Source organism: Moraxella bovis, from assembly GCF_002014975.1.
Classification (GTDB): Bacteria; Pseudomonadota; Gammaproteobacteria; order Pseudomonadales; family Moraxellaceae; genus Moraxella; species Moraxella bovis.
In genome coordinates this window covers 17,186-35,512 of the sequence record NZ_MUXV01000060.1, presented here as the reverse complement: position 1 = coordinate 35,512, position 18,327 = coordinate 17,186, and the positions used below count along the sequence as shown (strand labels likewise).

The window sequence follows — 18,327 nt, the reverse complement described above, 5'->3', positions numbered from 1 at the left end:
TGTCTTTTTAGTTTTTGTTATAGCATACTTTTTGGATTACTACCTATTTCCCATGTTGTCATCAGATTATAAACAAAAAGCCAAAGATATATCCACGACAATCAATTGGTATGTCCATTTGTTAGCCACTCACCAACATACTCGCTATTTATCGCATTCGGTGGCTGATGTAGGTGGTTATGGGCGATATTCGTTTTTTGATATGGTGGATTATGAGTAGGACTGGCTTTGATATGCTAAGATTGGATAAATTATGAACATATTCACACTTACCACCCTGTCCTTTGGCATGGCAATGGATGCCTTTGCGGTGGCAGTGGCAAAAGGGGCAAGCGAGCAACGCCCACGCCTATGGCAGGCAGTGCAGGGCGGGCTGTTCTTTGGGGTGGTGGAAGGGTTGGCTCCGTTTATCGGTTATTGCTTGGGTAAGGCTACTGAGAGTTGGGTGCAAACCTTTGATCATTGGGTTGCCTTTGGATTGCTTGGGGCGTTGGGCGTACGGTTTATCTGTGGAGCGGTGTGTTATGATGAACAAGCAGATAAGCAAACCAATGAACAACAAGCCGAGCAACAGGATAAGCAAGAACAGACAAGTATTTCAAACATCGCCCTAATGTTCATCACCGCCATTGCTACAAGCATTGATTCGGTGGTGGTGGGCGTGTCGCTGGCGTTCTTGGACGTGAACATCGTTTTGGCGTGCGTACTGATAGGGTTTGCCACGACCATTATGGCGACAGGTGGACTGTATCTTGGCAACCGCTTGGGGGCGAGCTTTGGGAATTATGCCATGGGCGTGGGCGGGGTGGTGCTAATTGGCATTGGCGTGTTTATTTTGGGGATACACTTGGCGGAGCATGGTTGAGTTACCCATTAATCATCTGATTGCTTTTTATTTTTCTGTTTTTTAACTACTTCGCTAACGAGTAGATATAGTCCAAAGATCCAAAATAATCCACTTAATGCCAAAAGTGGATACTGTAGCCATGCTGGAAGCCTGCTTATGTCGGCACCTGCATAGCTAGTATTTGATATTAGTAAAAATGACAAAGAGAACCAAAATATCTTGTTCATAAATTTTACCTTTTCGTTTTAATGTTGCAGTTTTTGGGTATTGGTTATTGTTCTAATTCTGCCACCAAGCGATGATTTTCATCAATAGTGTCTTTAAAGAAAATACCAATATTCTCATCTGTTTGGCAGGTTAGTTTAATATCATTGTTTTCTGCACTAAAATACCCTGTATCTTTATTTGTAACTTGTAATATAATTGGTTCGCTATTTAAATCACCTGATGAGAATAGTTGTAAAACTAATTCTTTTGTATCATCAGGTAATTCATCAAGAGTTTCTAATGTTTTCTCTGTGAGTAGAAAGTCTTTTTGGTTTCCATTGATTGAAAGTTCTTGATGGTCGTAAGATAAATTACCTGTGCTTTTATAAATGAATGCAATGCCTTCATTATTTGCCTTGGATATTGACGTGTAGTTTATACTGTTTGTACTGTTGTTTGCAGACTCTGTGTCTGCATAAAAGTTATAAAATCCAACGATTTCGCCAACAACTTCACCATTTTCTATGAGTTTTTGGGTGCAATGCCAACCACTTGGTATAAATGGATGTGGTGTTAATCCTTGAAATTTTGGTGCAAGATGGTCTGGAGTGTATGTTGATTTCTGTTCACAGCCGAACAACATTATGCTACTTACGGCAAAAATCATTGAAAGGGTGGTTGTTTTTATATTGAGTTTAAACATGGATATTACTCCTTATAAATCCAAAGGCATAATATGCCTTTAAAAAAGCCTTTATAAATGGTGTAAAATACACCAAAAAAGCCAGCTAATGCAAATATTTTTCCTATTGATATAAGAATTAACGATAAAATAAGTACAATAACCGCAACAGAGATGTTTTTTCTTGCTGTTCGCCGTTTTTCTACTGCACTATTTGAAATTAATATATCTGCCATATCATTTCCAAAATTTTTATGGTACAATAATTCTAGTCAAATTTAATTCCCAAAACCACACACAAATCGGTTAGGTGTCTAACCAGTTTGTTGTGATAATACTCCATTTTGTAGGTAATACCATGAAAACTCATGAAAAAATTCGTGAATTGCGTGAAAATTTAGATTGGTCGCAAGAAAAAATGGCGGAGCAACTACATATGTCTGCTAATGGTTATGCTAAGATTGAGCGTGGAGAAACAAAACTTAAATTGGATAAATTAGAACAAATCGCTCAAATATTTAACATTGATATTGCTGAGTTGTTATCAGATAAAGGTATTTTTGTCATGATGAATGAAAATAGTGATAACAATAAAGCAAATTATTACAATAATAATCCTATATCTTTGGTTGCTGAAATAGAAAAACTTAATGCTATTATTGAGCAAAAAGATTTATTATTAAGTGAAAAGGAACGTCAAATACAAATGCTAAACGATTTTATTAAGACTTTAAAAGGTGAGTAATCAAATTTATACCGCCCCCCGACTAAACACTTCCCGTAACTCAAAACTGGTATGAAGCTGACTGACCCCGTCAATTTTGCTTAGTCTATGGAGTAAAAACTCTTCATAATGGCTCATATCACGCACCACGACCTTTAAGAGATAATCTTCCGACCGCCCTGTAACAAGGCTGCATGACACCACTTCATCAAAGGTTTTGATGTGATTTTCAAATTCGCCAAAGCGTTCGGCGGTGTGCTTATCCATGCTGACTGCCACAAAGACGGACAATGTGTTACCCAGTGAGCGTGCGGACGTATGAGCGTGATAGCCTGTGATAACACCCATGTCTTCAAGCCGTTTAATTCGGCGAATGACAGGCGTGGCGGACAGATTGACCTGCTCACAGATGTCGGCAACAGCAAGGCGAGCGTTGTCCGTGAGTAGTTTTAGGATTTTGTGGTCAATGGGGTCTAGGCTAATGGCGTTCATGTTGAGAAATTATCAAAATTTGGCGGATTTTACCATAAATTCATTATTTTTTGGTAAATATGGCTAAAATATGCCAAAAATTTTTGTAAAATTGGTAAAAATTAGTGCAAAATTTTGGTATGATAATATCATCTCAAAAACCTTTATTATTATAGGACGTGTAGGAGGCGAATCAGTCGCCCAAACTTTACTAAGTGAGCTTATCATGCCAACACCCAAAATCACCCCAAAAAATCCTGCGTTTGATTTTACCAAATATCGCCCCTTTGAATTTGCCCCAAACCTGCCCGACCGCACTTGGTGCGACAAACGCATAGAAAAAGCCCCAATTTGGGCGAGCGTGGATTTGCGAGACGGCAACCAAGCCTTGATTGACCCCATGACCATTGAGCAAAAATTACGCTTTTTTAAGTTGCTCGTGGCAGTTGGGTTTAAAGAGATTGAGATTGGTTTTCCGTCTGCCGCCCAAGTGGAATTTGACTTTACACGCTTACTTATTGAAGGCGGTCATGTGCCTGATGATGTTACTTTGCAGGTGCTTGTACAGGCTCGTGAGCATTTGATTGAGCGTACCTTTGAGAGCCTAAAAGGGGCAAAACGTGCCATTGTTCACGTTTATAACAGCACATCAAGAGTGCAACGTGATAAGGTATATCAGCTTGACAAGGACGGCATTAAGGCGATTGCGGTGGGTGGGGCGACTTTGCTAAGAGATATTGCCAAACGTTATCCTGAGACCGAGTGGATTTTTCAGTACAGCCCTGAGAGTTTTAGCCAGACCGAGACCGATTTTGCCGTAGAAGTGTGCCAAGCGGTGTGCGATGTGTGGCGACCCCAAGACGGTCAAAAAGTGATTTTGAACCTACCTGCAACGGTAGAAGCGTCCACGCCCAATCTATATGCCGACCAGATTGAGTATTTTTGTCGTCATTTGCCAAGCCGTAAAGACGTGATTGTGAGTCTACATACGCACAACGACCGTGGCTGTGGCGTGGCGGCAAGTGAGCTTGGCGTGATGGCAGGGGCTGACCGTGTGGAAGGCACATTGTTGGGTAATGGCGAGCGTACGGGCAACATGGATATTTTGACCATGGCGATGAACCTGTACACACAAGGGGTGGACCCTGAGCTTGATTTGTCTCAGGTGAGTGAGATTGTGCAAGTGGCTACCGACTGCACCAATCTGCCTGTACACCCACGCCATGCCTATGTCGGTGAGCTTGTGTTCACGGCATTTAGCGGTTCGCACCAAGATGCCATTAAAAAGTCGCTTGACTATAACGAAAAACACCCCGAAACCGAACAGCATTGGGACGTGGCATACTTACCGATTGACCCTGTGCATATTGGACGCAGTTATCAAGACGTGGTGCGTATCAATAGCCAGTCGGGTAAGGGCGGGGCGGCGTATATCTTACAGCGTCATTATGGCTTTGATTTGCCACGTTGGACGCAGATTGATTTTGCTAAAGTGGTGCAGAACCAAGCCGAGAGTTTGGCTCGTGAGCTAAAAACAGATGAGCTCCTTGACATCTTTACCAAGACTTATCTGACCCAAGAGACCTTTAAATTAAGCGATTATCAGATTAACAACAAGGGCGGAGATGTGTCATTTAACGGGCAAATCGCCACGCCATCCGATGTGCTAGAAATCATCGGGCAGGGCAATGGGGCATTGTCGGCATTCATTGGCGGTCTCGTTAAGGCGACAGGTAAGGATATCCACGTTACCAATTACTCCGAACACGCCATTAACGCCAAGGCGACCGAGAGCCTGCTTGATGACGAGTTTGGCGACAACCAAACCAACTCAGCGGCGGCATCATACGTTCAGTTAAATATTGACGGCAAAGTGTATTCGGGCATTGGCGTGTGTAGCAGTACCGTATCGTCGATGTTAAAAGGCGTGCTGTCGGCATTGTCGCAGGCGTGGTAATTGTTGTAATCTAATGATAAAAAGGGCGAGAATATTCGCTCTTTGTTTTTTTCAATATGGGGCGTGAGAATGAATTGTGACTTATTCAAGCACAATAGCTCATAAGGGTAAATTGCAATTTTTTATTATAAATACATCTAAAGGTAAGGTAAATCAATAGTGTTAAGATGTCATCAATGATAGGCATGCACTAGCATTCATTTAGCCCTAATGCTTGATTGATCAGATCGTAAGCAATTGTCCCTTGCTTGGGAATTAGTGGCAAGTCATCTTTACCAAAGAACTGAGCATGGGACAGCTCATCTTCATCGATGACGATATTTCCCGACTTATAGGTGACACAAAAGCCAAGCATGAGATTGGTTGGATATGGCCAGGCTTGGCTTTTGATGTATTGAATGTTATCCACGCAAATGCCGGTCTCTTCTAGTATTTCACGATGAATGGTCATCTCGGCACTCTCGCCCACTTCCATAAATCCAGCGATAAGTCCATACATGCCTGTTGCCTGATGGCGATGATGTTGTGCCAACAGGATTTGAGGCTGACCCGTCACAGGGCAGGGACGAGTGATGGCGATGATGACACAAGGCTGTATCTTGGGATAAAAATGCTGATGGCAGGTAGGACATGTCATGGCATTTTCTTTGTGGCGACTTACTGTTTTGGTGCCACAATAGCCACAGAATTGATTGCCCTTTTGCCATAATAACAGCTGAATGCCTGCCGAGATTTCATGGGCGGTGTGGCCGTCGGTTACGGCAACGGCATGGCGATAAGCGATAAATTCGCCATCGAGAGAATGTGGCTTAGTCATCTTTTCATAATCAATGGCAAATACCCGTCTGCCATCATCTCCAAAATGTAGTAGTTCAACCACGCCTAGTGTGTCATCCAAACCATCATCCAAGCTATCTAAGCCATCTATGCTTATCTCAGTATGATAAAATGCATAAGGCTTGCCATCACGACAAAAAACACGATCGCCATCAACGACCCATATTGCATGGGTAGCCGATGACTGTGTGTCTACTGTGTTGATGCTTTGATGCTTCATGCCACGAGCTGATTTAAGCTATTTTGGCTGATGAGAATGCTTTGTTCATTGGTAGGACGGTTTTCTTCAAAGTTTTCAAATTCAAAGTCTGCCGCCACCAAGACATCTGCCCAAGCGTTACTGATGCGAATCAGCTCGCTGTCGGGGGAAGTTTTAACTTTATCAAGCAGTCCGTTTTCTAAGCGACGAGCCAGCAGGTATAGCTGAGCTGAGGCGACAGATAGGCGTAGGAACGCTGCCGCTCCTGCCACTTGGCGAATCATCTCAGGTGTGTTTTGCAGATTCATGATGTCACGGTTACTATCTGTGATATAGTCAGTTAATGCCAAAGTTGCTGCAGTTAGGTTGCTACGTGCTTCTTTAACCAAAGTCTCATAAGAAGTATCGAGCTGATGTAGTGAGATTTCACGGTTGTGCAGGGGTAATTTAACCGCCCCAGGGGTGTGGCTCTTAGCAAGGAAGATGGCAGAATTTTCAGCGACCAATAACTTATCTAAAAAAGTATCCAAGTCTTCTAGGGTGGGATTTTGCCATCCGCTCACTTGTGCTGAGGCTGCTGTTAATGCTTGGCTAGCGTCGGCAAGCTCTAACAAGGTCATGGTCTGGGATAAGCTATTAAGCTCGGTTTTGATGTCATCAATGCTGACCATATCGCCAATCTCACCCATGCCGTTAGAGGTACGCACGAATTTATCTACTTTTTGTTTGATGGCTTCTATTTGCTCTTGAATCAAGTCGTTGAGTGTGTCGGTGATTTCACGGTTGGGCCCGAATAAGAAACGTTGCATTTCGCTAAACTTGGTGTCGCTTACTCGGTTTAGAGCGTACTTTTGATTGGCAAGGGTGGCAAATTCTTTGTTTTTGTTGCAAGCAAAGCTGACCATCTCGGCAAAACGACGGTCCTCAATCGGCAAATAGTCAGAAAATTGCTGTTCTAGATAAACCAAGATACGCTTTTTGGCGTGGCTTAGCGGCAGGTCGTTGGCGATGTTTTGGGTAATGGTTTTTGCCGATTGCCAAAATAGAGTATCAGAATGCTGGGCAATCAAAGCACAGGCTTTGGTCATACCATCTAATTTTTGGCGTTCATCATCAGAGATGACGCCGTCTTTATTTTCAAGGATGACAGATAGGCCTGCACGATAGGCTTGGGTTAAGGCTCTGACATTGAGTCCAAGCGTGCTAAGAGAAGCGTAGTTTGCTTGGGGGTCGGCGATGATGACGCTGTTAATGTTTTGGTTTAGGGTGGTGGATTCGATGACAGCATGTCCCAAATGTCCGCCCAGTTTATTGATGATGGGTAGTAGCAAGGCAGGTTCGGGCGTTTCTTTTAATAAGACAAATTCAACATAACGGTCTAGTAGCATGATGGCTTCTGAGATGTCTGTCATCAGAATCTCATTTTCATCTTCATCGCCATCGGCATTACCATGCAACAGGGTATAACTTGCTGATAGATTTTCGGCAAGCAGTCCTGCTCCGTTAAAGGCAATCAATTCAAAAATGGCAGATAACTGTGATAGGTTATTTGCTGAGTCTAACAGCAGGGGGGCTTGGTCAGGGTCATCATAAAACTCACGCAAATGCACTTCGGCGTCTTTTAGCACAGAGCCGATTTCATTACGCAAAATATGAAGTGATGATAAATCAAAATTGGTGGCGGTTTTGGCTGATTGAGTCATGATAATCCTGTTGTTTTACAGCACGCATTAATAATCGCTACATTTAACCATGTTTGGCGAAACTTGGCAAGTAAAATTATGCTAAATAGGGCAAATATCGGATAAATTGTTATTTGAGTACGCTCTTGCGCCATGCCCCATCGGCAGAGAAGTCATCTTTTGAGCGAATCAATTGGGCGGATAAGGCACTTAAATCACTAAAACTAATCTCGCCCCTGTTGTCATCTTGGCTCACCCCTTCTTCTTCCATGCTCATGGCAATCTGTCCGCTGGTCATGGCAAGATAGACTTCAAGTAAAATCTGCGAGTCCTTTAATGCTCCGTGGTAGGAACGGTCAATGTCTTGACCGACATCTAGGCGTTTGGCAAGGGCGTCCAAATTGTTCTTTTGCCCTGCGTACATTTTGCGGGCAAGCATGAGTGAGTCGATGACTTCCACGACATCGGCAAAGTCGGTCATGCCCACTTTGTCAAACTCATGCGATAAAAATTTCATATCAAACTGGGCGTTATGAGCGATGATTTCCGCCCCTTTCATAAACTCATAGACATAAGGGGCGACATCGGCAAATCGGGGCTTGTCTACCAAAAATTCATTGTGAATGCCGTGAACGCCAATGACTTCATCATCCATCTCCCTGTCAGGATTTAGGTACACATGTAACTGAACCCCAGTTGGCTTACGTTTGACCATCTCAACAATGCCAATCTCAACGATGCGGTCGCCCGTGGCAGGGTCAATGCCTGTCGTCTCCGTATCCATAATCAGCTGACGTTCTGACGCCCCACGATGAATGGGGTCGGGCAGTACCGCCCAAAACGGCTCACGGATCTCATCGGTGCGTCCGTCATAGTCAGGGTTTTGGTGGTTGTGGCGAACCACTTGCATGGGGGCAGGCGGTGTTTTTTTCTTGGATTTTTTGCTGGGGATTTTATTTTGGGTTTGGCTGATTGGTTCGCTGTCATTAACATCCGCTCCCACATCTGCCATTGGGTTGGTGGGGCCGAATTCATCATCTGCGACCATGTTTGCCATGTCGGCATAATAACTCATGTCATCGCCCAAGTCGCTCTCATAAACGGCATTGTCATGAAAATCAGTGCTATGAAAATTATTGTCATCAAGGGCGTGGTTGGTGGTCTCGTTCATTGTGGTTATCTCGTCTGTCTCTTTTGATATGGTGTTTGGCTCGGTATTGGTTTTGCTGTCTGTCTTGTCGTTTGCAGGGTTATTTGTCGGGGCGTGACTGATAAACAACTCGCCACTGCCAGTAACGCCATCATTGGCAAGTTTATCCGCCATCTCATTACCGACATGTCCTGCATGTCCTTTTATCCACTGCCAATCAATGGTGCGACGTTGGCAGGCGTTATCTAGACGTATCCATAGGTCTTGGTTGAGTACTGCTTTGCCGTCCGCTTTTTTCCAGCCTTTGGCTTTCCAGCCGTTAATCCACTGGGTAATGCCGTTTTTGACATAGCCCGAGTCCGTCCAAATCTGTATTGGCGTATCGGCAGGCGTGCGTTCTAGGGCGGTGATTGCCCCCATGAGTTCCATGCGATTATTGGTGGTGTCGCTCTCACCGCCCCAAATGTTTAGCACGTCGCCTGTAGGATAGATGATGTGCGTGCCAAATCCGCCAGCGGATGCCCCTGCCTTGCCGTTGCCTTTGCACGCCCCGTCAGTATAAGCGATGATGGTCATGAGTGTACGCCGTTTGTTTTATATAAATTTTTTAAAAACCATGCCAATGCCATGTCATAACCCATGTCGCCAAGCCCACAAATCACGCCCACCGCCTTATCCGAAAAATACGAATGACTGCGAAACGGTTCACGAGCATGGACATTGGATAAATGCACTTCAATAAAGGGTTTGCCACTGGCAAGCAAAGCATCACGAATGGCAACGGACGTGTGGGTAAAGGCGGCTGGATTGATGATGACCCCATCAAATTTGTCGTGGTCGTCCGCCAATACGCCTTGGCTACCAATGATGTCCACGATGTTGCCTTCGTGGTTGGACTGAAAATGGTCAAGTTGGATACCGTGCTGATGAGCGGTGGTGGATAGGCGGTGAATGATGTCTTGTAAGGTGGTCGTGCCATAAATGTGCGGTTCACGCTTGCCCAATAAGTGCAGATTGGCACCGTTTAGCACTAATAATTTACGGTTTAGGGGGGTGGTTTGATTCATGAGTGCTGATGTCTATGTGTGTTTATGCTAAATACTGATTATTTTAACAAATTTTTAAAGGTAGTGGGGTGTAAATTTTTTGTTAATGTTTGGTTACATGCGTTTACAGCCCTTTAAAAGTGTGCTATATTTAGGCACGAGTTTACGATAACTGCGTAGTGCGTAGGCTTATTTGGTTATTTGTATCATTGTAAGTGTTACAATGTGGTATTTTTAAGGAAGTGTTATGTCTGCTCGTGAACAAGGTCAGGTTAAATGGTTTAACAATGCCAAAGGTTTTGGCTTTATCCAGCGTGCCACTGGCGAAGATGTGTTTGTGCATTTTCGTTCCATTGTCGGTGACGGCTATCGCTCACTAAGAGAAGGTGAAATGGTGGAATTTGTCGTGACCGAAGGCGATAAAGGATTGCAAGCCGAAGAAGTCACCAAATTAATGTGATGTTTAAATCACGCAAAACCTGCCCTTGGGGGTGGGTTTTTTTATAAGGTTTTAAAACTGGGCTTTAATATTAGCTTTTAAAATTAGGCTTTTAAATTGGGTTTTGCCTGTTATGATAAGTTATGATAAAATATAAAATTGATTCTTTTATAAAGGCGTGATTATGCAAAAGCCAAACAAACTTATCCATACACTTGGTATCCTAGCGTTGCTTGGTGTTGGCGGTACGGCTCATTCGGCAGTGACCTTATCAGCGGATGAATCAGCCAGAATCGAAGAGGTAGCAGGGATTTGCATGCTTGCCAGTAAAGGCGTTTATGACATCGCTATCGACCATCAAAATGGCGTCAGCAAAGACAAAGCCAAGAAAAACCTTGATAAAGCCCTAAAAAAAGTGGAAAAAGGTTTTTCCAAAAAAGACATGGTGTCATTCATCGACGAGACATGGCAAAACGGCTTGAACATCATTTATAAAATGCCTGTTTATGATGACAAAGCTGACAAAGAGCGGTTTGTTCAGCAAGCCGTGGAAGGCTCACTTAATGCCTGTTTCAATGATTTGGATGGATGATTTAAAAATATCAAAAGATAAAAACATAAATGTTGCCAATCACTTTTGATTTTTATCATTTTTAAAAATATCATTGATAAAAACTTGACAAACATTTGGTAAAAACACCAAACAATATTCGCCCATTTAGCTTAAAAGGACATGCCCTTGACCGAGCAATTTAGCACGTTTCGTGACTTACCCCTAGCAGAACCCATCCAAAAGGCAGTATCGGCTTTGGGTTTTGAGACTCTCACGCCCGTTCAAGCCCAAATCTTGCCCCATACCCTAGCAGGACAAGACGCCATTGGGCAGGCACAGACAGGCACGGGCAAGACCGCCACGTTTTTAATTACCATCATCCAAAGTCTGCTTTCTCGCCCGTTTGGTGATGATGAGACACGTTATTTGGGTGAGCCACGGTCGTTAATCCTAGCACCGACCCGAGAGCTGGCACAGCAGATTTATAGCGACTGCCGAGAGCTCGTCAAATACAGTGGGTTGTATGCTTTGTGCATGACTGGTGGGGCGGATTATGACAAGCAAGCAAATGAGATAAACCGTCGCCCGATGGATATTTTGATTGGCACACCGGGGCGGATTATTGACTGGGTGCAAAAGGGCGTGCTGTTTCTTGACCGTGTGGAAGTGTTGGTGTTAGATGAAGCCGACCGCATGCTGGACATGGGGTTTATTCCTGATGTCAAGCGACTCATCAACAAAATGCCTGCCAATACGCACCGCCAAAGTTTACTGTTCTCAGCAACGTTTAACACCGACGTCATGAATTTGGCGTATCGCTGGCTGTATCAGCCGACTTTTGTGGAAATCGCCCCCGAGAGTCGTACCAATAAGAACATTGAACAGCGTTTTTATCTATTGACCGACCGCCAAAAACTGACGGCATTAAAGCAGTTGCTTGGCAGTGATGATGTCAAAAAAGCCATTGTCTTTGCCAATCGCAAAGACCAAGTTAAACGCCTGTATGACAACCTACGCAAGCATGTGGACGTGACCATGCTCTCAGGAGATGTTGCCCAAGCCAAGCGAGAGCGTTACCTAAAACGCTTTAAAGATGGCGAAGTAAACGTACTGGTGGCGACCGACGTGGCAGGGCGTGGCATACATGTGGATGACGTGACCCATGTCATTAACTACACATTGCCTGATTTGCCTGATGATTATGTTCATCGTATCGGACGCACAGGGCGAGCAGGACAATCGGGCGTGTCTGTTAGCTTGGTGGGCGAAGATGACGCCTTTAACCTGCCTGCCTTAGAGAAGCATTTGGGGATGAAGTTTGGTTTGTTGCAATTTGATGATTTGGTGCAAGACTAGGCGTGAGCTGATATGATGGCTAAATACAATACCAAATAGTATGGCAACTTAACACAAAAATCATAACAACCAATCATAAAAACAACAAAAGGCATGGCATGTGTCACGCCACAAAAAACCATGAACGAACATAGCCTAATCCTTGACCCTGCCAATATCCCATTGTCTTTGTACATTCACATTCCGTGGTGTGTCAAAAAATGCCTGTATTGTGATTTTAACTCGCACGCCTTGCCCGAGTCTGCTCCCTTTGCCGACTATGTCAAGGCGCTTTTGGCTGACGCTCGCTCGCAGGTTGCCTTAACAGGGGGGCGTGCGATACAGAGTATCTTTATCGGTGGGGGAACACCGTCGCTGTTGCCGATAGAGCAGTATCGGGTGCTTTTTTTGGGGTTGCGTGAGATGCTTCCTTTTGCCGATGATATTGAGATTACCTTAGAAGCTAACCCCAGCACGCTAGAACACGCCCCTTTTGCCGACTATTTGGCACTGGGTATCAACCGCTTATCGGTGGGTGTGCAGTCCTTTGATGATGAGGTGTTGACGACATTGGGGCGAATACATCGCCATGATGAAGCGGTCAATGCCGTCAAAAACGCCAAACAAGCAGGCTTTACCCGTATCAATGCCGACCTAATGCATGGCTTGCCCAATCAGACCGCCACACTTGCCGTGCGTGACATTGACATGGCATTATCGGCAGGGGCAACGCACATCTCATGGTATCAGCTAACCATTGAGCCGAACACCGCCTTTTATCGCAGTCCGCCCGACCTGCCCTGTGATGATGAGCTAGAACGCATAGAGAATGCAGGGCGAGAGCGACTTTTGCAAGCAGGTTTTGCCAATTATGAAGTGTCGGCATGGGTCGGGCGTGATGATGAGCCGTGTCGTCATAATGTCAATTATTGGCAGTTTGGCGACTATCTTGCCATTGGGGCAGGTGGGCATGGCAAAGTAACACTGCATGGACATGATGATTATCCAGATGGCATTTATCGTTATGCCAAATCTCGCCTGCCCAAAGACTATCTAAATTATGATAACGCCCCAAAGATGGTAGGCTTTGAACGGGTAGCGGATGAAAGCCTGCCCTTTGAATTTATGATGAATGCCCTGCGTTTGGCAGATGGCACGACGACTCGCACCTTTGAAGAGCGGACGGGGCTACTTATTAGCACGATTGATAATGAGCTTTTACCCCTGCAACATCAAGGGCTGATGGTGTTTCACCCTGACATCATCGCCCCGACCAAGATGGGCTTTAAATACGTCAATCATTTGGTTCGGGCTTTTTTATAAAAATAACAACGAAATACAGCCATGAAACAAATTCATATCGTTCTCTACACCCCCAAAATCCCCAACAATACCGGCAATGCCATTCGTCTGTGTGCCAATACAGGGGCAAAATTGCACCTTATCAAGCCCTTGGCCTTTGAGCTTGATGATAAAAAGCTAAGACGGGCGGGTCTTGACTATCATGAATATGCCAACATGCAAGTACATGATGACTGGCAGACGTGCCGTGCTTATTTGGTAAGCGTGGGCGTGGATACGGTCGTGGCGATGACGACCAAGTTTAGCCGTCCGTTTTATAACTATGATTTTAAAGTTGGTAACAGCTCGGTGGCACTGGTGTTCGGCTCAGAGACAGACGGTTTGCCGTCTTTTGTGCGTGATGACATTGGGGCGAATAACTGGCTAAGATTGCCCATGCTCCCTGATTCTCGCAGTCTTAACCTGTCTAACAGCGTGGCGATTTGTCTGTATGAAGTGTGGCGACAGCTTGGTTTTGTCGGTGATGTTGGTGAGAGCGTGGGCTATCATCGTCTGTCTAGCCGTCCTGAGTGATGGTTTGGTTTGTTATTTGAATAATTTTTAAAATTTACAAATATCGGTAACAGTCGCATTTGCCAAAAATAATAAGATTTTAACATAAACAAATTGTAATGTATTCCGATGGGGATTGTCTAAAAATATTGTTGATTGCAATTTTGTTTTTTAAAATTTACCCCTTAATAAACTTATCATTTTTTTAAATGATGTCAGTACTTGATGATTTGCTTTTAAAATTAATGGCTCTGGTTCAAAAAGTATGCTACAAAGAAAACCGTTCGTGGTGAGCTTGGTAAACCTAACGGTTTTCCTACCCGCAGGCAGGCTCAGGGCGAACGGAAAACCTAGTTTGGCATACTTTTTAGACTACTACCAAATTAATAAAATCATCTAAAATCAAAAACTAACACGAATCAATTTAACTTAACCTTTATTAATCACACCATGTCTATCAAATCTTATTCTTGTATCCCATCCATTTTCTTTGCCCTTGGCTTAACCGCCTGCAACCAAACCGCCCCAACCGATAACGCCCCGACTGCCAAAGCAGATGGGCAGGCAGAGGCATTTGTCGGCTGTTATAGCGTTGAGAAAAATAGCCCTGCTCAGATAAAAGTCAGTGAGCAGGCAGGCGGTTTTTTCATGCAAATGAAAGAGCCTGACGGGGCAAAAACGCTGTGGGATAACCCCGAACCTTTGGATGAGATAAGCGTGGATGAGGCGTGGGATTATTTTGGCGTGAATGCCTTATCGCTTGATAAATCTGATGTCGAGCGTGTACTGGCACGCCCTGATGAGATGATGGTATTGGCAAAGATCAAGGACGCCAGTCAAAACATCAATCCACTGCTTGACAGTCCTTATGTGGTCTATATTTTTAAAGGGGCGAACACCATTTATCAAGTGCCGTGCGATGATACGCCTGTGGACATTGTCAAAAATGGCAAGAAAACAGTACAAGCGTTTTATCAGTGACTTGTTCTGCTTGGTCATCCTTTGGTGGTAGGCGATACGTGTTTGGCTAGTGGGCTTGGGGTGAGATGTCTGTTATGATTTCACCCAAAATTTATTTTCACTAGGGCGTGTTGAATGTTGGTATTTGCAATGAAAAATGAGAAAAATCGCACGTTTTTCAAGGAAAAAACTTGAGATTGATAGTCATTCTATCAAGCAAGTTTTTGACTTCGAGCCACAAGATTTAGCCATTTTTCATGCAAAAATGGACTAAAGCATTAAAATTTTCATCTTATTTCATAAAAATGTTATCAATGTTCAGCACGCCTTATTTATTTAAAAAATAGTTCAATGATAAACATTTACCAAAAAACATAACAAATTTTAGGCAAAGTCTTTTATAATATATGACTAAAATTAGCTTTTATAAAAAGTAACTTTTCACAGCTTTTCACAAAAGTGACATAGTTTTCTGTCAAGCTATCTGTGCTTGACATTCATCGCTAAGTTCATCTTAGCATTCACAACAGTAGGAAAATTTTATGACGACCTATTACAACGATTCCGACCATGTAGAAACCCAAGAGTGGCTTGATGCATTTGAGTCGGTCATCAAAAACGCCGACAAAGAGCGGGCTCAATTCTTATTAAAAGCCCTATATAACAAAGCAGTACAAGAAGGCTTGCCTTTTAACCGCCTAGACACTGCTTATGTCAATACCATTGCCGTCGAAGACGAGCCTGCTTATCCAGGGGATTTGCACTTAGAGCGTAAAATCCGCTCAATCATGCGTTATAACGCCCTAGCGATGGTCATGCGTGCCAACCTAAATGACGATGATTTGGGTGGGCATTTGGCGACATTTGCGTCATCGGCAACCCTGTATGAGACTGGCTTTAACCACTTTTGGCGAGCTCCAAGCGAGAACCACGGTGGCGACATGATTTATTATCAAGGTCATGGTGCCCCTGGTATGTACGCTCGCTCCTTTATGGAAGGTCGTCTGTCAGAAGAACAACTCAAAAACTTCCGCCGTGAAGTGGACGGCAAAGGTCTATCAAGCTATCCGCACCCTTATCTCATGCCTGACTACTGGCAGTTCCCGACTGTATCGATGGGTCTTGGGCCTTTGATGAGTATTTATCAAGCCCGTACTCAAAAGTACCTAACCAACCGTAGCTTGATTAAAGACGAAGACCGCAAAGTTTGGGCGTTCTTAGGCGATGGCGAAACAGACGAGCCAGAGAGTCTGGGTGCGATTAGCATGGCAGGTCGTGAAAAGCTTGATAACCTAATTTGGGTCATCAACTGTAATCTGCAACGTCTTGACGGTCCTGTGCGTGGCAATGGCAAAATCATTCAAGAGTTAGAATCGGTGTTCCGTGGGGCAGGCTGGCGTGTGATTAAAGTCATTTGGGGTGACCATTGGGACAGCCTACTTGCCAAAGACACATCAGGTGCGTTAAAGCAACGCATGGAAGAAGTGGTGGATGGCGAATATCAGCTTTATACCGCTCGTGACGGTGCGTTTGTACGCAAAGAATTCTTTGGTAAATACCCAGAGCTTGCCGACATGGCGTCTGCCTTGTCTGATGATGAAATCATGCGTCTAAACCGTGGCGGACACGACCCCAAAAAGGTGTATGCTGCTTATGCCGAAGCCATGAAAACCAAAGGTCAGCCAACCGTTATCCTTGTCAAAACTGTCAAGGGCTATGGTCTATCCAAGCAAATCCAAGCGGTAAACAAAGCTCACCAATTAAAAAAACTAGACGAGAGTGGTCTAAAATACTTCCGTGACAGATTTGACCTACCAATCAGCGATGATGAATTGCAAAACTTGCCATTTTACCGCCCAAGCGAAGACAGTCCTGAATACAAATACCTCATGGGTCGCCGTGAATCTTTGGGCGGACACTTGCCTGCTCGCCGTAGCGGTCATATCCCACTAGAAATCCCCGAATTGTCTGTGTTTGACGGTGTGTTACAAGGCAGTAAAGGAAAAGAGCAGTCCACCACGATGGTATTTGTGCGTTTGCTTTCGGCACTATTAAAAGACAAAGGGCTAAACAAATACGTTGTGCCTATCGTTCCTGATGAAGCTCGTACCTTTGGATTGGAGGGCATGTTCCGTCAACTTGGCATTTATTCATCAGTCGGTCAAAACTATGTTGCCGAAGATGCCGAAGCACTCATGGGCTACAAAGAAGCCAAAGATGGGCATATGCTAGAAGAGGGCATTAACGAAGCAGGGGCGATGAGTTCGTGGATTAGCCTTGCCACAAGCTACTCAACCAATGCTCTGCCGATGATTCCGATGTACATCTACTACTCGATGTTTGGCTTCCAGCGTATTGGCGACCTTGCATGGGCGGCAGGCGATATGCAAGCCCAAGGCTTCTTGTTTGGGGCAACCGCAGGACGTACCACGCTAAACGGCGAGGGCCTACAACACCAAGATGGACACAGCCATATTCTATTTGGCACCGTACCAAACTGTGTCAGCTATGACCCATGCTTTGGCTATGAGCTTGCTGTTATCATGCATGACGGTCTAAAACGTATGTATGGCAATGGTGAACGTGTGTACTACTATATCACACTCATGAATGAAAACTACGACCAACCTGCCATTGGTGACAACAGACAAGCCATTGAAGAAGGTATCAAACGTGGTATGTACCTACTAGAAGACAACGGCTCAACCCAAGTGCAGCTACTTGGTTCAGGCGTGATTCTAAGAGAAGTGCAAAAAGCAGCTCGTATCTTGGCAGAAGAGTTTAACATCAAAGCCAACGTATGGAGTGTAACGAGCTTTAACGAGCTGACTCGTGACGGCATGGCGTGCGACGATTACAACCGCTTGCACCCAACGGACGAACCAAAACTGCCTTGGGTCACCACGCAGCTTGCCCCACACAAAGGTATCGTGGTTGCTGCTACCGACTATATGCGTAACTATCCTGAGCAGATTCGTGGCTGGCTACCTGACACACGCCCTTATACCACGCTAGGCACAGACGGTTTTGGACGTTCGGACACTCGTGCCAACTTGCGTAGCTTCTTTAATGTGGATGCAGCTCATATCGTGGTCGCCACCTTGAAAAAGTTGGCGGACGAGGGCGAGATTGACGTGCGTTTGGTTAAAGATGCCATTTCTAGCTTTGGTATTGATGCTGACCAACTTCCTGCATGGCAGCCGCAACCACACCATGACTACTACCCAGATGCCCCAGCTCCTGCGCGCCCAACACCAAAAGCTGTGCCTGAGCTAAAAGATGAGCCAGACAGTGCCATCAGCACCGAAGGGCGTAGCGAAGATAAGGCAGATGCCAAACTGCTTAACGACAGCAATATTACCGAACCCAAATAAGGAGACAAAT

General features: G+C 44.6%; 18 protein-coding genes. 11 read left to right on the top strand and 7 right to left on the bottom strand.

Translation table 11 applies throughout. The features are described from left to right. Both B0182_RS14055 and B0182_RS11935 read left to right on the top strand, forming a co-directional pair. On the top strand, window positions 1-220 hold a 220-nt coding region (locus tag B0182_RS14055), incomplete at its 5' end, for a hypothetical protein (RefSeq protein ID WP_211271648.1). Window positions 221-253: 33 nt separating this feature from the next. Continuing rightward, window positions 254-865: a manganese efflux pump MntP gene (locus B0182_RS11935; protein WP_078275139.1), complete on the top strand. Its 612-nt coding sequence runs from the start codon at window positions 254-256 to the stop codon at window positions 863-865. Between the two features lie 253 nt (window positions 866-1,118). Here the strand turns inward: B0182_RS11935 and B0182_RS11925 are convergent, their stop codons facing one another. Together B0182_RS11925 and B0182_RS11920 are read right to left on the bottom strand one after the other, a co-directional pair. Beyond that, window positions 1,119-1,757, bottom strand: a complete 639-nt coding sequence (locus B0182_RS11925; protein WP_078275137.1) for a hypothetical protein — start codon at window positions 1,755-1,757, stop codon at window positions 1,119-1,121. A 5-nt stretch (window positions 1,758-1,762) separates the two neighbouring features. Further along, window positions 1,763-1,972, bottom strand: a complete 210-nt coding sequence (locus B0182_RS11920) for a hypothetical protein (protein ID WP_078275136.1) — start codon at window positions 1,970-1,972, stop codon at window positions 1,763-1,765. A 122-nt stretch (window positions 1,973-2,094) separates the two neighbouring features. On the opposite strand from B0182_RS11920, the gene B0182_RS11915 reads away from it, so the two are divergent. Further along, entirely contained in the window at window positions 2,095-2,481 is a 387-nt protein-coding gene (locus tag B0182_RS11915) for a helix-turn-helix domain-containing protein (RefSeq protein ID WP_029102174.1), read from the top strand. 6 nt (window positions 2,482-2,487) lie between these two features. Here the strand turns inward: B0182_RS11915 and B0182_RS11910 are convergent, their stop codons facing one another. Continuing rightward, window positions 2,488-2,952, bottom strand: a complete 465-nt coding sequence (locus B0182_RS11910; RefSeq protein WP_078275135.1) for an Lrp/AsnC family transcriptional regulator — start codon at window positions 2,950-2,952, stop codon at window positions 2,488-2,490. Between the two features lie 205 nt (window positions 2,953-3,157). Here B0182_RS11910 and leuA point away from each other — a divergent pair, with 205 nt between their 5' ends. Continuing rightward, a complete protein-coding gene (leuA, locus tag B0182_RS11905) occupies window positions 3,158-4,888 on the top strand; it encodes a 2-isopropylmalate synthase (protein ID WP_078275142.1) in 1,731 nt (576 codons plus the stop codon). A gap of 190 nt (window positions 4,889-5,078) precedes the next feature. Here the strand turns inward: leuA and nudC are convergent, their stop codons facing one another. The 4 genes from nudC to aroQ form a co-directional block, all read right to left on the bottom strand. Continuing rightward, entirely contained in the window at window positions 5,079-5,945 is an 867-nt protein-coding gene (gene nudC, locus B0182_RS11900) for an NAD(+) diphosphatase (protein WP_078275134.1), read from the bottom strand. Then, window positions 5,942-7,627, bottom strand: a complete 1,686-nt coding sequence (locus B0182_RS11895; protein WP_078275133.1) for a hypothetical protein — start codon at window positions 7,625-7,627, stop codon at window positions 5,942-5,944. The genes nudC and B0182_RS11895 overlap by 4 nt, the downstream gene beginning before the upstream one ends. Window positions 7,628-7,736: 109 nt before the next feature. Further along, the gene (gene dnaQ / locus B0182_RS11890; RefSeq protein WP_078275132.1) at window positions 7,737-9,332 is read right to left on the bottom strand and encodes a DNA polymerase III subunit epsilon; all 1,596 of its coding nucleotides are present in this window, start codon (window positions 9,330-9,332) and stop codon (window positions 7,737-7,739) included. Continuing rightward, window positions 9,329-9,823 carry a type II 3-dehydroquinate dehydratase gene (gene aroQ / locus B0182_RS11885; RefSeq protein ID WP_078275131.1) on the bottom strand — a complete coding sequence of 165 codons (495 nt, stop codon included), beginning with the start codon at window positions 9,821-9,823 and terminating at the stop codon, window positions 9,329-9,331. The genes dnaQ and aroQ overlap by 4 nt, the downstream gene beginning before the upstream one ends. Before the next feature lie 226 nt (window positions 9,824-10,049). Between aroQ and B0182_RS11880 the strand changes: the two genes are divergently transcribed. The 7 genes from B0182_RS11880 to aceE all read left to right on the top strand — a co-directional run bounded on the left by B0182_RS11880 (window position 10,050) and on the right by aceE (window position 18,317). Next, window positions 10,050-10,262 (top strand): cold shock domain-containing protein, encoded by a 213-nt coding sequence (locus B0182_RS11880; protein WP_029102179.1) that lies wholly within the window; start codon window positions 10,050-10,052, stop codon window positions 10,260-10,262. 163 nt (window positions 10,263-10,425) lie between these two features. After that, window positions 10,426-10,833 carry a hypothetical protein gene (locus B0182_RS11875; RefSeq protein ID WP_078275130.1) on the top strand — a complete coding sequence of 136 codons (408 nt, stop codon included), beginning with the start codon at window positions 10,426-10,428 and terminating at the stop codon, window positions 10,831-10,833. 141 nt (window positions 10,834-10,974) lie between these two features. Continuing rightward, the gene (locus B0182_RS11870) at window positions 10,975-12,150 is read left to right on the top strand and encodes a DEAD/DEAH box helicase (RefSeq protein ID WP_078275129.1); all 1,176 of its coding nucleotides are present in this window, start codon (window positions 10,975-10,977) and stop codon (window positions 12,148-12,150) included. Window positions 12,151-12,270: 120 nt separating this feature from the next. Continuing rightward, window positions 12,271-13,452, top strand: coding sequence for a radical SAM family heme chaperone HemW (gene hemW, locus B0182_RS11865; protein WP_115370022.1), 1,182 nt, complete (start codon window positions 12,271-12,273; stop codon window positions 13,450-13,452). A 21-nt stretch (window positions 13,453-13,473) separates the two neighbouring features. Beyond that, on the top strand, window positions 13,474-14,004 hold the full coding sequence (locus B0182_RS11860; protein ID WP_078275127.1) for a tRNA (cytidine(34)-2'-O)-methyltransferase: 531 nt from the start codon (window positions 13,474-13,476) through the stop codon (window positions 14,002-14,004). Between the two features lie 429 nt (window positions 14,005-14,433). After that, window positions 14,434-14,964, top strand: a complete 531-nt coding sequence (locus B0182_RS11855; RefSeq protein ID WP_078275126.1) for a hypothetical protein — start codon at window positions 14,434-14,436, stop codon at window positions 14,962-14,964. Window positions 14,965-15,485: 521 nt separating this feature from the next. Beyond that, the gene (aceE, locus tag B0182_RS11850; RefSeq protein ID WP_078275125.1) at window positions 15,486-18,317 is read left to right on the top strand and encodes a pyruvate dehydrogenase (acetyl-transferring), homodimeric type; all 2,832 of its coding nucleotides are present in this window, start codon (window positions 15,486-15,488) and stop codon (window positions 18,315-18,317) included. Window positions 18,318-18,327: the final 10 nt, after the last annotated feature.

Bases quoted from the DNA above. Each gene is read 5' to 3' on its own strand.
- aroQ (WP_078275131.1), bottom strand. From the start codon at position 9,823: ATGAATCAAACCACCCCCCTAAACCGTAAATTATTAGTGCTAAACGGT.
- B0182_RS11920 (WP_078275136.1), bottom strand. From the start codon at position 1,972: ATGGCAGATATATTAATTTCAAATAGTGCAGTAGAAAAACGGCGAACA.
- nudC (WP_078275134.1), bottom strand. From the start codon at position 5,945: ATGAAGCATCAAAGCATCAACACAGTAGACACACAGTCATCGGCTACC.
- dnaQ (WP_078275132.1), bottom strand. From the start codon at position 9,332: ATGACCATCATCGCTTATACTGACGGGGCGTGCAAAGGCAACGGCAAG.
- B0182_RS11875 (WP_078275130.1), top strand. From the start codon at position 10,426: ATGCAAAAGCCAAACAAACTTATCCATACACTTGGTATCCTAGCGTTG.
- leuA (WP_078275142.1), top strand. From the start codon at position 3,158: ATGCCAACACCCAAAATCACCCCAAAAAATCCTGCGTTTGATTTTACC.
- B0182_RS11935 (WP_078275139.1), top strand. From the start codon at position 254: ATGAACATATTCACACTTACCACCCTGTCCTTTGGCATGGCAATGGAT.
- B0182_RS11880 (WP_029102179.1), top strand. From the start codon at position 10,050: ATGTCTGCTCGTGAACAAGGTCAGGTTAAATGGTTTAACAATGCCAAA.
- B0182_RS11870 (WP_078275129.1), top strand. From the start codon at position 10,975: ATGCCCTTGACCGAGCAATTTAGCACGTTTCGTGACTTACCCCTAGCA.
- B0182_RS11910 (WP_078275135.1), bottom strand. From the start codon at position 2,952: ATGAACGCCATTAGCCTAGACCCCATTGACCACAAAATCCTAAAACTA.
- B0182_RS11925 (WP_078275137.1), bottom strand. From the start codon at position 1,757: ATGTTTAAACTCAATATAAAAACAACCACCCTTTCAATGATTTTTGCC.
- B0182_RS11915 (WP_029102174.1), top strand. From the start codon at position 2,095: ATGAAAACTCATGAAAAAATTCGTGAATTGCGTGAAAATTTAGATTGG.
- hemW (WP_115370022.1), top strand. From the start codon at position 12,271: ATGAACGAACATAGCCTAATCCTTGACCCTGCCAATATCCCATTGTCT.
- B0182_RS11860 (WP_078275127.1), top strand. From the start codon at position 13,474: ATGAAACAAATTCATATCGTTCTCTACACCCCCAAAATCCCCAACAAT.
- B0182_RS11895 (WP_078275133.1), bottom strand. From the start codon at position 7,627: ATGACTCAATCAGCCAAAACCGCCACCAATTTTGATTTATCATCACTT.
- B0182_RS11855 (WP_078275126.1), top strand. From the start codon at position 14,434: ATGTCTATCAAATCTTATTCTTGTATCCCATCCATTTTCTTTGCCCTT.
- aceE (WP_078275125.1), top strand. From the start codon at position 15,486: ATGACGACCTATTACAACGATTCCGACCATGTAGAAACCCAAGAGTGG.